This is a genomic window from Pseudomonas donghuensis (assembly GCF_000259195.1).
Lineage (GTDB): Bacteria > Pseudomonadota > Gammaproteobacteria > Pseudomonadales > Pseudomonadaceae > Aquipseudomonas > Aquipseudomonas donghuensis.
This window is the reverse complement of record NZ_JH650757.1, coordinates 465,644-478,262: the sequence shown is the minus strand read 5'-3', so window position 1 is coordinate 478,262 and position 12,619 is coordinate 465,644. Positions and strand designations below refer to the sequence as shown.

Sequence of the window (12,619 nt, the reverse complement as noted above, 5' to 3'; positions counted from 1 at the left end):
AAAAGCTCCCAGCCACTTGCACCCGCAACAGTTCGTGCTGCTGGTGATACAACCACTCTTCACGGCCGCTGTAGTGGCTGTTGAGCAGACAGCGATGGTCGCTCAACTCGCTCGGCGCCTTCGGTTCCCCATGGCGCTGCAGGTAGCCAGGGCTGGCACAGGTAAGTTCCTGCATGGCCAGCACCGGGCGGGCGACCAGACGTGCGTCATCCTGGACTTCGGTTCGAATCGCCAGGTCGAAGCCGTCACCCAGCAGGTCGCGGTAACCGTTGTTCAGCTCAAGCTCTACCTGCAAGTCCGGGTAGCGCGTGGCGAACTCCAGCAACAACCCTTCAAAAAACGTCTCGCCCAAGGACACCGGCACGGTGATACGCACCGGTCCCGCCAGTTCGTCCTTGAGCATGGCCAGGGTCTGCCGCGCCCCTTCCATCTGCCGCACCAGTGCCTGCGCCTGGGGCAGCAACATGGCGCCCGCAGCCGTCAGGCTCAGCCGCCGTGTCGTGCGGTGCAGCAATTTCACCGAATGGCTGGCCTCCAGGGCACTGATGCGCTTGGACAGCTGCCCCTTGCTCCAGCCCAGTTGTTGCGCGGCCAGGGTGAAACTGCCGGCATCCATCAACACGGCAAAGGCCGCCAGGTCATCGAGGTCGCTCATGGATTGTTTCCACATGAAAACCAAAGGTTGCCTATTAGCACGCTTATCCGCGGAAAAATCCACCCTAGACTTGAGCCTTGTCTTCACTACCCACGAGGAAGGGCCCCATGAAAATCCTGTTGATCGGCGCCAGCGGTACCATCGGTTCGGCGGTTGCCAAAGAGCTGGAACAACGCCACGAAGTGCTGCGCATCGGCCGCAACAGCGGCGACTATCAGGTGGACATCAGCGACAGCGCTTCAATTCGCCGCTTGTTCGAACAGACCGGCCGCTTCGATGCCCTGGTCTGCGCCGCTGGCAACGTGACTTTTGCAGCCCTGGAGCAAATGAACGCGGAGCACTTCGCCCTGGGCCTGAACGACAAGCTCATGGGCCAGGTCAACCTGCTGCTGATCGGTCGCGAGTTCATCAACGATGGCGGCTCGTTTACCTTCACCAGCGGCATTCTCAATCGCGACCCGATTCGTACCGGCACTTCAGCCGCCTTGGTCAACGGTGCCCTGGATGCCTTCGTCAAAGCCGCCGCCATCGAATTGCCCCATGGCCTGCGGGTCAACGCCATCAGCCCTAACGTGCTGGTCGAGGCCATGCCAGCCTATGCCCCGTATTTCCGTGGTTTCAAACCAGTGCCCGCCGCCGACGTGGCACTGGCCTATGCCAAGAGTGTCGAAGGTTTGCAAACCGGCCAGACCTACCAGGTCGGCTAGACCCTTGTGATCGGCGACAAGCCTGCGTAACGTGGCGGCACCTTTTGCTCGAGATGCTGGAGTTTGCTTGATGCGTGCCGCCCCTTCGCTGTTGCTTGTCGCCGTGTTGCCGCTGTTTGCCGGCTGCCAGATGCTGGCTGAAAAGCCCCAGGCTGCCTCTACCGCCGGCCAGACCCGCATGCAGGGCGAACTGAGCGCCCAGGGTGGGCAACTGCTGTTCAAACCCTGCGAAGAAACCCGCCGCTTTGCCGTCAATGACAGCGGCAACACCGGCCTGCTGCAGGAAGCCAGTGCACTGGCGGCAACCCCCGGCACCTTGTTCGCCGACGTCCGCGGCACGCTGTCGGCCAGCCAGAAAGGCGGCAACGACGGCCAGTTCAATGTGCAGCGCCTGTACCGCGTCGAGCATTCCAGCAGCGCCTGCAGCGACCCCAACTTCAAGCGCCTGACCCTGCGCGCCAGCGGCCACGAGCCGGACTGGAGCCTCAAGGCCAGCGGCAAAGGCATGGTCCTGGAGCGCGTCGGTCAACCGTCCCTGGCCGTGCCCTACCTGGAAGAACAACTGCCCGACGGCCGCTTCAGCCTCAATACCGAAGCCAATGGCCAGAAAGTCGAACTCTGGGTCGCCCCACAACGCTGCGTCGACAGCGCCACCGGCAGTGTGCAACACCTGAGGGCCGAACTGCGGGTCGACGGCCAGACCCTGCGCGGCTGCGCCTATTACGGTGGCTCGCGCAACGACTGATCATCGGCGCACGCGTTTAACCTGCCTGCAAAGGCGGCGAACAGCTTATACTTGGCGGTTTGTGTAAAGCCGCCGGCCGTTCATGGCCGGGATACTGGACCCTGCCATGTTACGAATCACCGAACTGAAGCTGCCGCTGGATCATCCTGATGAAGCCCTGCGCGAGGCCATCGTGCAACGCTTGGGGATCAGCGACGAGCAACTGCTGGACTTCACCCTGTTCAAGCGCAGCTACGATGCGCGCAAGAAGAACAGCGAGCTGCTGTTCATCTACACCATCGACCTGCAAGCGAGCAACGAAGCCGAACTGCTGCAAAAGTTCGCCGACGATCACAACGTCAACGTCGCCCCGGATGTCAGCTACAAAGTGGTTGGCCAGGCCCCTGCCGACCTGCAGGAGCGCCCCATCGTCGTCGGCTTCGGCCCGTGCGGGATTTTCGCCGGCCTGCTGTTGGCGCAGATGGGCTTCAAGCCGATCATCCTCGAGCGCGGCAAGGAAGTCCGCCAGCGCACCAAGGACACCTGGGGCCTGTGGCGCAAAAGCGTGCTCAACCCCGAGTCGAACGTGCAGTTCGGCGAAGGCGGCGCCGGGACCTTCTCCGACGGCAAGCTGTACAGCCAGATCAAGGACCCGCAGCACCATGGCCGCAAGGTGCTGCACGAGTTCGTCAAAGCCGGTGCGCCGGATGAGATTCTCTACGTCAGCAAGCCGCACATCGGCACCTTCCGCCTGACCGGCATGGTTGAGAACATGCGCCACGAGATCCAGGCGTTGGGCGGCGAAGTACGCTTCGAGCAAAAGGTCACCGACCTGCTGATGGACGACGGCCAGCTCAACGGCGTGGTGCTGGCAAGCGGCGAACAGCTGCACTCGCGCCACGTGGTCCTGGCCCTGGGCCACAGTGCCCGTGACACTTTCCGCATGCTGCATGCCCGTGGCGTGTTCATGGAGGCCAAGCCGTTCTCGATCGGCTTTCGTATCGAGCACCCGCAATCGCTGATCGACCAAGCGCGCCTGGGCAAGTACGCCGGCCACCCGAAACTGGGCGCTGCCGACTACAAGCTGGTGCACCACGCCAAGAACGGCCGTTCGGTCTACAGCTTCTGCATGTGCCCGGGCGGCACCGTGGTTGCCGCTACCAGCGAGCCGGGCCGAGTCGTGACCAACGGCATGAGCCAGTACTCGCGTAACGAGCGCAATGCCAACTCCGGTATCGTCGTTGGCATCACCCCTGAGCAAGATTATCCGGACGGCCCGCTGGCCGGTATCGAGCTGCAGGAAAAGCTCGAAGCCCACGCGTATGTGCTGGGGGGCAGCAACTACCAGGCGCCGGCGCAACTGGTCGGTGACTTTGTCGCCGGGCGACCCTCCACGGCTATTGGCAGTGTCGAGCCTTCGTACAAGCCTGGCATCAGCCTTGGCGACCTGGCACCGAGCCTGCCTGATTTTGCCATCGAGGCGATTCGTGAAGCGTTGCCGGCCTTCGATCGGCAGATCAAGGGCTACAACCTGCCTGACGCAGTGCTGACCGGTATCGAAACCCGTACCTCATCGCCGCTGCGCATCACCCGTGATGCCAGCATGCAGAGCCTGAACCTCAAGGGCCTGTTCCCAGCGGGTGAAGGCGCAGGTTATGCCGGCGGGATCCTGTCGGCGGGTGTTGACGGGATTCGCATTGCTGAAGCGGTGGCGCGCAGCATGCTGGGCTTGCAGGCCTGATTCATACCGCAACACAGTAATCGCCGGCAATGCCGGCTCCCACAGGGGTCTGAGTCGCAGCGGACCTTGTGGGAGCTGGCCTTGCCAGCGATGGGCTGCAAGGCAGCCCGCCCTTCAAACACCCTCGCGCAATACCGACGCCGGCAACGCCTCACCGCGCTCGACACACGCCTGCACCGCCTCAATCAAGCCCTCCAACTGATACCCCTGCCCGCTCAACCATTCCTGGTCATAGTAAGTGGTGGCATAGCGATCGCCGCCATCACACAGTATTGCCACGATCGAGCCGGCCTCCCCTGCTGCGCGCATCTGCTGCGCCGCCGCCAGGGCGCCAATCAGGTTGGTGCCGCTCGAACCGCCGACCCGTCGGCCCAGGCGCTGCGCCAGGTAATGCATGGCCGCCAGTGACAGGGCGTCCGGTACCTTGACCATGGCATCGATCACTTGTGGCAAAAACGAAGCCTCCACCCGTGGCCGGCCGATGCCTTCAATACGTGATCCGCAGTCCAGGCGCAGGGAACGGTCACCGGTCCTGTAGCTGTCGAAAAATACCGAGCGCTCGGCATCGGCGCACAGTACCCGGGTAGCATGCTGGCGATAGCGCACGTAGCGGCCCAACGTGGCGGTGGTGCCGCCCGTACCCGGGCTGGAGATCAGCCAGCTCGGCTCGGGGAACTGCTCGAAACGCATCTGGGCAAAGATCGATTCGGCGATGTTGTTGTTGGCCCGCCAATCGGTAGCGCGTTCGGCATAGGTGAACTGGTCCATGAAGTGCCCGCCACTTTCCCGGGCCAGACGCTCGGACTCGGCGTAGATCTGCGTCGGATCCTGCACCAGATGGCTCTGGCCACCGTAGAAGGCAATCTGGGCGATCTTCTCCTGCGATGTGCTGGCAGGTACCACGGCAATGAAAGGCAGCCCGAGCAAGCGCGCAAAGTAAGCTTCGGAGATTGCTGTCGAGCCGCTGGACGCCTCGATCACCGGCGCCCCCGGGCGCAACCAGCCATTGCACAAGGCATACAGAAACAACGACCGCGCCAGCCGGTGCTTGAGGCTACCGGTGGGGTGGCTCGACTCATCCTTGAAATACAGCTCGACCTCGGGAAAGCCTGGCAGGGGCAACGGGATAAGGTGGGTATCGGCGCTGCGCTGGAAGTCCGCCTCAATAATGCGGATGGCTTCACGGGCCCACTGGCGGTGATCGGTCATGGTCGATTCTCGGGCAAAAAAGTCGAAGTTCAACAGAACATGTTAGGAAAATTCCGATAACTACTAAAGATACAGCCACGGTGAATTATCGACTGCAACTGCTAGGCTGCAGGGCGTGAGTTGGTTACAGCATATAACAAAAAAGAATATAGTTTTTGTTTTAAAGAATATCACCACAGGGTAGGGTGTGCCCCTATCAGAACCTTCAGGATGGAGAGCGCCCTTGCCCCTGCGTAGCACTTTCACACGTTTCTTTCAGTTGGAAGCTGCCAGCGGTCTATTACTGATTGCTGCAGCCGCCCTGGCCCTGATCATCAACAATTCGCCGCTGTCTTACCTGTACAACGGCCTGCTGGATGTTCCGGTGGTCGCCCAGATTGGCGCCCTGAAAATTGCCAAACCCTTGCTGTTGTGGATCAACGACGGCCTGATGGCCTTGTTCTTCCTGCTGATCGGCCTTGAGGTCAAGCGCGAGGTGGTCGACGGCCACCTCTCCAAGCCCTCGCAGATCGTCCTGCCCGGCGCTGCCGCCATCGGCGGCATGGTGGTACCGGCACTGATCTACTGGTTCCTCAACAAGGACAACCCGGCCGCCGTGGCTGGCTGGGCCATCCCCATGGCCACCGACATCGCCTTCGCCCTCGGCGTGCTGGCCCTGCTGGGCAAGCGCGTACCGGTTTCGCTCAAGCTGTTTTTGATGACCCTGGCGATCATCGACGATCTGGGCGCGATCATCGTCATCGCCCTGTTCTACTCCGGCACGTTGTCGAGCCTGTCGCTGGGCCTGGCGGCGGCCTGCCTGCTGGTGCTGATCGCGATGAACCGGCTGGGGGTGGTCAAGCTCGGCCCGTACATGGTGGTCGGCCTGATCCTCTGGGTCTGCGTGCTCAAGAGCGGTGTGCATGCCACCCTGGCCGGGGTCACCCTGGCGCTGTGCATCCCGCTGCGCACGAAAAACGCCGAGCCCTCCCCGCTGCTGAGCCTGGAGCATGCCCTGCACCCTTGGGTCGCCTATGGCATCCTGCCGTTGTTTGCCTTTGCCAACGCCGGTGTGTCGCTGGCGGGCGTCAGCCTTGAAAGCTTTACCCATCACGTACCCATGGGCATCGCCGTCGGCCTGCTGGTGGGCAAGACCCTCGGGGTATTCGGCTTCGCCTGGGTGATGATCAAGGCTGGCATGGCTGCGTTGCCCGCAGGCGCCAATTGGGGCCAGGTGCTTGGGGTCGCGATTCTCTGCGGCATCGGCTTTACCATGAGCCTGTTTGTCGGCTCCCTGGCCTTCGTCCCGGGCAGCAGCGAATACGCCGGCATGGACCGCATGGGGATCCTCACCGGTTCCATCCTCGCCGCACTGATCGGCTATGGCATCACCGCGCTGTCGAGTCGCAAGCCCGCCGTGGCCTGAAACTCAAGGCAATAAAAAACCCCGACCGGCGCTGCCGAGTCGGGGTTTTTAATGGCCGGTTCACAACTTCAGTGAGTAACCCGGCTGGTACCGTCGACGGTCATGATCCGCACACGCTCACCGACGCGGAAAATCTCGTTCTGTTGCACCGCCTGCACGTAGGCACGCATGCTGCCGTCGTCTTCACGCACGGTAATTTCCACGCCCTGGGTACGGGTCAGGCCTTCTTCGGCCGCAGAACCTGCCAGGCCGCCGGCCACGGCACCGATCACGGCGGCAACGATACTGCCGCGACCGCCACCCACCGCACTACCGGCGACGCCGCCAACGATTGCACCGGCGCCACCGCCGATCGGGGTTTTGGTACCTTCGATTTTCACCGGCCGCAGCGACTCGATGGTGCCCATGCGCACGGTCTGCACACGGCGCGCTTCATCACGGGAGTACGAATCGCCGGTCAGGCTCGAGGCACAACCGCCAAGCAGCAGCGACATTGTGGTGAAGCTTGCCACCAGCAGAACAGATTTACGCATTGGATGATCTCCGTAAGACAGATGCCCATTAGACTCCGCGCATTGACGACTGTCACGACAGATGCGCGGTAAAATTGCTTCCATTCAGCTTCCGTACAGCCTGTTCTATCGGGGCAGCCTGTAGAAACTTCTAGCGCAAGGATAGACATGGATTACTTCATCGTCGTCATCACCACCGTGGCAGGCCTTTACTTCCACTGGTGGATCTACGTTCGCATCAAGCGCTGGATGGACCGTGACCTGGCCTTGTCACTGGCAGGCGAAGACGAAGGCAAGAAGGTCTTCATGCTACAACGTCTGGACAGCGCCAAGGCGCAAAAGGTCAAACGCAGTGAACTGGCGGCCTGGCTGGAGCGCGAGGCCGCCGGTTACCAGGCCGATTAAGGCGCGAGGCGCTCACGCAGCCAGTTGCCCTGCTGCAAGCGGTAATTGAGGCGGTCGTGCAGGCGGCTGGCACGCCCCTGCCAGAACTCGATACGCTCGGGCAACAGGCGATAGCCGCCCCAGTGCTCCGGGCAATGCGGCTGGTTGTCGCTAAAGCGCTGCTCGGTGGCCTTTACCAGGCCTTCGAGCTCGGCACGGTCGGCAATCACCTGACTCTGCGGAGAAGCCCAGGCCCCCAGGCGGCTGCCCAGCGGGCGCACCTGATAGTACTCGTCCGATTCCTGCTGGCTGACCTTGACCACCCGGCCCTCGATGCGCACCTGACGCTCCAGCGCCGGCCAGAAGAACGTCATGGCCGCAAAGGGATTGACCAGCAATTGCTGGCCCTTGGCGCTTTCATAGTTGGTGAAGAAGGTAAAACCTTGCTCATCCAGGCCTTTGAGCAAAACGATCCGGCAATGCGGACGACCATCGCCATCCACCGTTGCCAGGGTCATGGCATTGGCTTCCACCGGCGGTTGCTCGGTTTTCAGGGCGTCATCGAACCACTGACGAAACAACGCGAACGGCTGCTCCGGAGCCAAGGCTTCGGTCAGGCCATCACGGGTGTAATCGCGGCGCATATCGGCCAGGGATTGGGTCATTACTGCGTTCCTTGACGATCAGTTGGTCTTCGCAGGGCTGGTGTTGGCAGCGACTTTTTTCGCCGCCGGTGCCGCAGCCTTTTTCGCTGCTGGCTTGGCGACAGGCTTCTTGGCCGCGGTCTTGGCTGGTGCGGCTTTCTTGGCTGCAGTGGCTTTTTTCGCCGGGGCCTTGGCCGCAGGCTTGGCAGCCGGCTTAGCCGCGACCTTGGCTGGGGCTTTGGCATCCTGCACGGCAACCAGTTCGGCCGGGGTCGGGGTCGGCTGCTTGTACTTGGCCAGCAAGGCAACCATGGTGTTCTGCGGCGTCAGCACCAGCTCGACGCGGCGGTTCAGCGAGCGGCCTTCGAGGCTGTCGTTGGCCGCGCGCGGCATTTGCGAGCCCATGCCACGCAGCATCAGGCGATCACGTTCCAGGCCGCTGAGACGGAAAATGGCGGCCACCGACTGGGCGCGCTCCTGGCTGAGCTTGGTATTGGCTGCCGCGACCCCACTGCTATCGGCATGGCCGAGGACCAGCACTGCGGTCTGCTTGTCGGTCTCGATGGCCTTGGCCACACGGGTGATCGGGCCAAGGGTGACCGGCAGGAGCATGGCCGGACGGTCCGGGTTGTAGGAGCTGTCGACCGGCACTGTCACGACCAACACGTCTTCACGGCGTTCGACTTCGAACTTGCTGTCCTTGATGGCTTCGCGCAGCTTCGGCTCGTAACTGTCCAGCCAGGCCTGGGTCGCCTTGCGGTCGATTTTCGGCACGGCAGCGACCTTGCTCTTGTCGTTCTCGCCAAACGGCCACCACCAGCGGCTGGCGCTGTCCGACTTGGCGTCGGCCTTGGCCACTTTTTCAGTTACCACGTCCTTAACTTCCTTGTCGACGACCTGGTCCGAGCCAAATGGCCACCAGTTGAAACCGGCATCAGCGGCCCCGTGTTTCTGAGGATGCTGCGCGCAGCCGGTGACAGCCAGGCACAGGGCGAGAGCTAAGGATTTATGCGAAGACATCAGCGATACACCATGAAAATGAAAGAAATTTGGCCCAGCAATGCAGGGCTTTGGATTTCAGAATAGCCAAAGGGTTCAGGCCACACCGGGGTCAACCGATCAAAGGCAGCTGGCCAATACCCGCACCAGCTTCTGCGCCCGAGGGTCCATGAGCACATAAGGGCCCAGGGTATTGGTAACAAAACCAAAGGAAACATCATGTTCCGGGTCGGCAAAGCCCACCGAGCCGCCCGCCCCCGGATGGCCGAAGGCGCGCGCGCCCAGACCAAAGGTAGCGTTTGCCACGCGTGGCTGATCGAGCATACAGCCCAGGCCAAAACGGGTCTGGGTCAACAAGGTGCGGTCCTGGCCGAGGCTGTGCTCCCGCGTCAGTTCATCCAGCAGTTCCGACTCCAGCAGGCTGCCATCCAGCAGGCCAGCATAGAAACCGGCAAGGCTGCGGGCATTGCCATGGCCATTGGCCGCCGGTTGCTGCATCCGGCGCCACTCTGGCTTGTTGGTACTGGTGAGCATGCCTGGCGGGTTGGTGAAGGCCCGGGTCGACAGGGCCTGTGGCTCACGCAGGGTTACCTGGAGCAGGCGCTGGGCCGCTTCATCGCCCATGTTGCCTTTGCCGCGGGCGATGTGCGCGACTCGATGGAATTCTTCTTCGGCCAGGCCGATATGAAAGTCCAGACCCAGCGGCCTGGCGGTGCGCGCGACGATCGACTCGCCTGGCTCGCGGCCATCTGCCCGGCGGATCAACTCGCCGATCAACCAGCCAAAGGTGATGGCCGCATAACCGTGGGCGGTGCCGGGCGTCCACCAGGGTGATTCGCCAGCCAGCGCCTGGACCATGGTTTGCCAGTCATAGAAGGCTTCGGCCGGCATCAACTCGCGCAAGGCCGGTACGCCGGCGCGATGGCTGAGCAACTGGCGCAGGGTGATCGATTGCTTGTCGGCCTGGGCGAATTCCGGCCAGTAACGCGCCACAGGCGCGTCCAGGGCCAGCTTGCCCTCGCCGACCAACTGCAGGGCCGTCACGGCGGTGAACATCTTGGTGCAGGAAAACAGGTTGGCGATGGTGTCGCTGTGCCAGGCCTCGGCCCCGTCCTTGTCGGCGCTACCGGCCCAGAGGTCGATGACGGTCTCGCCACCGACCTGGATGCACAGCGCTGCGCCACGCTCCTGAGGATCGTCGAACAGCGCCGCAAAGGCTTCACGCACTGCTTCGAACTTAAGCTCGTAATGACCCTGAATCTGCACCCAGCAACTCCCGCAAAACCGGCTTCTCAATAGGGTGTGCATTGTTTCAGTCTGCGCACGATTTGGGAACAGACAGAAGCCGGGCGGTCCACGCCAGACGGCTGCTGTCAGGGGGCCTTGGGCGTTTTCTGCGTGGCGACGAAGGTTTTACCGATCTGCTCCTGAGCCTGCAGGTTGCTTTTGCGCACACCGTCGACAAAGCCCTGGAACGGCACATCGGTAATGCCCACCAGGCCGAAGTGACCATTCTCGCCATCGAGCAGACGCCCGCTGGCCGGCTGGTCGAGGTATTGGAACCAGTGCACGCCGACGATCGACGGCTCATCCACAGCGGCCTTGACGAAGCCGGCATAGGCTGGCGCCCTGCCTTCTTCCTTGGCCACTTCCATCGGCCCCGGCCAGAACGGGCCGCGATCACGGGAGCCGAACTGGAACTCGGAGACCAGCACCGGCTTGTCCAGCGCCTTGAGCTGGCTGAAGTCGTAACCGTCCTGCGGTTTGGGCGTGTAGAAGTTGAAGCTGATGACGTCGCAGTACTCGGCACAAGCGGCGACCGCTTCCGGGGTGCTCACGGCATAGCGGCCACCGAGCAACAGGTGATTGGGCGCATGCCATTTCAGCGAGTCTGCAATGGTCTTGAAATAGGTTTCGGCGAAGACCTTCTGGAAGTACTTGAAGTCGGCCTCGATCTCCGGGTGCTCAGGGCTTGGCAGCGGCGGTTCGAAGCCTGGGTCTTCCATCAGCTCCCAGGCCGGCAAGTCAATGCCCCAGGCCTTGGACAGGCCAGCCTGGTTGCGGTATTTGTCGCGCAGCTGCTTGAGGAAGGCGCGCTTGGCCGGCACGTCGGTAGTCAGGCGCAAAGTGCCATAGGCCAGGGCGTAACGGGCCTTGGGGTCATCCCCGGGGGCGGCCCAGGCCAGTTCGTTGTCGGCGAAATAACCGATCAGCCAAGGGTCGTCGCGGTGGTCGCGGGCGGCAATCGCCACCGCACGCTCGGTGGCCATGGCAAAGCGTGGGTCGAACGGGTCGGGCATGCCGCCCCACCAGTCCATGCCGGTGCTGATACTGGCGTAGTCACCGACGATCGACAGCGGCAAGGTGTAGGGCATGCGGCTGGCCTGGCCCAGCGTCGGCTCGCTCCAGTTGCCCAGGGTATTGAAGCCCCAGGCCTGCAGGCGATCGAGGGTATGCCCCTGCCAGCGTTGCTTGTCGAAGCTGGCTACCGGGCATTCAACCGCCGGGGCCTTGTCGCTGGCTGCCATCGGCGTGCACGGTGTGCCATGGCTGCGCTCGATATTGGCGGCATAGAAGTCGAACCAGCGCCCCTGGTTGAAATTGCGGCCACGGGCCGAGCCGTTGCCGTCGTTGTTGTTGCCCTCGCCGTAGAACTGCGCCAGCGCTTCACCCGGTTGCGGCAGTGCGCTGAACATGGCTTCGCGCCCGGCGACGTAGGTGCGACCGCCGTCGGCGGCCACGGTGTTGACGCCCAGGGAGTAGAACGGGTGCCCTTGCGGCGTCACCAGGTACCAGCGGCCCTCGCGTTTTTCAGTACGGAAGAAGCCCTTGGCCTCGAACGCCGGCCCCTCGTTGATGCCGCCGAACTTGTCCAGCTTGAGCTTGCTGCGCTCGCCCAGCCAGCCCTTGAGCTGCTGCTGCTCACGGCTGGCGGCGGCCTTGAGCTGATCGTCGCTGACAATCTTCTCCGGCCAGCGGCCGCGGGTGGACTGGCCATAGCCATCGATCAAGCCGGAGTACACGGCCTTCTGCAACTGGTCGTCATCCTGAGTGCCGACGCGCTCGATAAGGATGCTCTGGGCGACATTGGGCTTGTTCATCGACAAGGTCACCGATACCACCTGCTTGAGGTCGACCTCGCCGGCGCTGCTGGTCAGCAACACCCGCTGGCCCTCATGCACCCAGGGCATCGGCGGCCCGGCACGCATGCCCTGGCTCAGGGGCGAGCTGGCCTTGAGCGGCACATAGACGGTTTGCGCCGGGCCCGCCGGCAGGTCGATGCGGCTGGTGAGGGTCTTGCCATCGCTGCTCTGTACCGTCACATCGACGGTCAGCGCCCAGTCCATGGCGCTTTGCAGACGCAAGGTCATGGCCGTGGCACTGGACCAGTCCCAGGCACCGGACTGCGGAGTCAGGCGCAGTTTGGGCTGTTGCACCGGGTTGAACACCACCCGGCGCAGCACCTCGCCCTCGGCCGTCTGCTCTGCGTTGTACTGCGGCAGGCTGGCATCTTCGGTCACCACATTGACCACCGCGGCCGGGCGAACGAAGCTGAACAGCGTCTGTTGCCCGGCCAGCAGCGGCGTGCTGAACAACAGTGCGAATACGGCAGGCAAGGTACGGCGAATCATAGGGCTG

At 62.9% G+C, this 12,619-nt stretch carries 12 protein-coding genes; 5 read left to right on the top strand and 7 right to left on the bottom strand.

All coding sequences use genetic code 11. The features are described 5' to 3' along the window. Window positions 1–655: LysR family transcriptional regulator (locus UW3_RS26495; protein ID WP_010221085.1), on the bottom strand; the 655-nt coding region annotated here is incomplete at its 3' end. A 107-nt stretch (window positions 656–762) separates the two neighbouring features. On the opposite strand from UW3_RS26495, the gene UW3_RS0104455 reads away from it, so the two are divergent. The 3 genes from UW3_RS0104455 (at window position 763) to UW3_RS0104445 (ending at window position 3,827) form a co-directional block, all read left to right on the top strand. Continuing rightward, window positions 763–1,362: a short chain dehydrogenase gene (locus UW3_RS0104455; protein ID WP_010221084.1), complete on the top strand. Its 600-nt coding sequence runs from the start codon at window positions 763–765 to the stop codon at window positions 1,360–1,362. Between the two features lie 70 nt (window positions 1,363–1,432). Continuing rightward, window positions 1,433–2,107, top strand: a complete 675-nt coding sequence (locus UW3_RS0104450) for a COG3650 family protein (protein WP_010221083.1) — start codon at window positions 1,433–1,435, stop codon at window positions 2,105–2,107. 106 nt (window positions 2,108–2,213) lie between these two features. Then, window positions 2,214–3,827: an NAD(P)/FAD-dependent oxidoreductase gene (locus tag UW3_RS0104445; RefSeq protein WP_010221082.1), complete on the top strand. Its 1,614-nt coding sequence runs from the start codon at window positions 2,214–2,216 to the stop codon at window positions 3,825–3,827. 114 nt (window positions 3,828–3,941) lie between these two features. Here the strand turns inward: UW3_RS0104445 and UW3_RS0104440 are convergent, their stop codons facing one another. Further along, window positions 3,942–5,036, bottom strand: a complete 1,095-nt coding sequence (locus UW3_RS0104440; protein ID WP_010221081.1) for a PLP-dependent cysteine synthase family protein — start codon at window positions 5,034–5,036, stop codon at window positions 3,942–3,944. Window positions 5,037–5,259: 223 nt separating this feature from the next. Between UW3_RS0104440 and nhaA the strand changes: the two genes are divergently transcribed. Beyond that, the gene (gene nhaA / locus UW3_RS0104435; RefSeq protein ID WP_010221080.1) at window positions 5,260–6,441 is read left to right on the top strand and encodes a Na+/H+ antiporter NhaA; all 1,182 of its coding nucleotides are present in this window, start codon (window positions 5,260–5,262) and stop codon (window positions 6,439–6,441) included. A 68-nt stretch (window positions 6,442–6,509) separates the two neighbouring features. Here the strand turns inward: nhaA and UW3_RS0104430 are convergent, their stop codons facing one another. Beyond that, window positions 6,510–6,974, bottom strand: a complete 465-nt coding sequence (locus UW3_RS0104430) for an outer membrane lipoprotein (RefSeq protein ID WP_010221079.1) — start codon at window positions 6,972–6,974, stop codon at window positions 6,510–6,512. A gap of 147 nt (window positions 6,975–7,121) precedes the next feature. Between UW3_RS0104430 and UW3_RS0104425 the strand changes: the two genes are divergently transcribed. Then, window positions 7,122–7,358, top strand: a complete 237-nt coding sequence (locus UW3_RS0104425; protein WP_010221078.1) for a hypothetical protein — start codon at window positions 7,122–7,124, stop codon at window positions 7,356–7,358. Here UW3_RS0104425 and pdxH read toward each other — a convergent pair. The 4 genes from pdxH to UW3_RS26490 all read right to left on the bottom strand — a co-directional run bounded on the left by pdxH (window position 7,355) and on the right by UW3_RS26490 (window position 12,612). After that, the gene (pdxH, locus tag UW3_RS0104420) at window positions 7,355–8,002 is read right to left on the bottom strand and encodes a pyridoxamine 5'-phosphate oxidase (protein ID WP_010221077.1); all 648 of its coding nucleotides are present in this window, start codon (window positions 8,000–8,002) and stop codon (window positions 7,355–7,357) included. The genes UW3_RS0104425 and pdxH overlap by 4 nt on opposite strands. 18 nt (window positions 8,003–8,020) lie before the next feature. Further along, the gene (locus UW3_RS0104415) at window positions 8,021–9,001 is read right to left on the bottom strand and encodes an OmpA family protein (RefSeq protein ID WP_010221076.1); all 981 of its coding nucleotides are present in this window, start codon (window positions 8,999–9,001) and stop codon (window positions 8,021–8,023) included. A 99-nt stretch (window positions 9,002–9,100) separates the two neighbouring features. Further along, window positions 9,101–10,246, bottom strand: coding sequence for an EstA family serine hydrolase (locus UW3_RS0104410; RefSeq protein ID WP_010221075.1), 1,146 nt, complete (start codon window positions 10,244–10,246; stop codon window positions 9,101–9,103). Between the two features lie 107 nt (window positions 10,247–10,353). After that, entirely contained in the window at window positions 10,354–12,612 is a 2,259-nt protein-coding gene (locus UW3_RS26490; protein WP_010221074.1) for a beta-galactosidase, read from the bottom strand. Window positions 12,613–12,619 lie beyond the last annotated feature (7 nt).

Bases quoted from the DNA above. Each gene is read 5' to 3' on its own strand.
- UW3_RS26490 (WP_010221074.1), bottom strand. From the start codon at position 12,612: ATGATTCGCCGTACCTTGCCTGCCGTATTCGCACTGTTGTTCAGCACG.
- UW3_RS0104450 (WP_010221083.1), top strand. From the start codon at position 1,433: ATGCGTGCCGCCCCTTCGCTGTTGCTTGTCGCCGTGTTGCCGCTGTTT.
- UW3_RS0104445 (WP_010221082.1), top strand. From the start codon at position 2,214: ATGTTACGAATCACCGAACTGAAGCTGCCGCTGGATCATCCTGATGAA.
- pdxH (WP_010221077.1), bottom strand. From the start codon at position 8,002: ATGACCCAATCCCTGGCCGATATGCGCCGCGATTACACCCGTGATGGC.
- UW3_RS0104430 (WP_010221079.1), bottom strand. From the start codon at position 6,974: ATGCGTAAATCTGTTCTGCTGGTGGCAAGCTTCACCACAATGTCGCTG.
- UW3_RS0104425 (WP_010221078.1), top strand. From the start codon at position 7,122: ATGGATTACTTCATCGTCGTCATCACCACCGTGGCAGGCCTTTACTTC.
- UW3_RS0104440 (WP_010221081.1), bottom strand. From the start codon at position 5,036: ATGACCGATCACCGCCAGTGGGCCCGTGAAGCCATCCGCATTATTGAG.
- UW3_RS0104415 (WP_010221076.1), bottom strand. From the start codon at position 9,001: ATGTCTTCGCATAAATCCTTAGCTCTCGCCCTGTGCCTGGCTGTCACC.
- UW3_RS0104455 (WP_010221084.1), top strand. From the start codon at position 763: ATGAAAATCCTGTTGATCGGCGCCAGCGGTACCATCGGTTCGGCGGTT.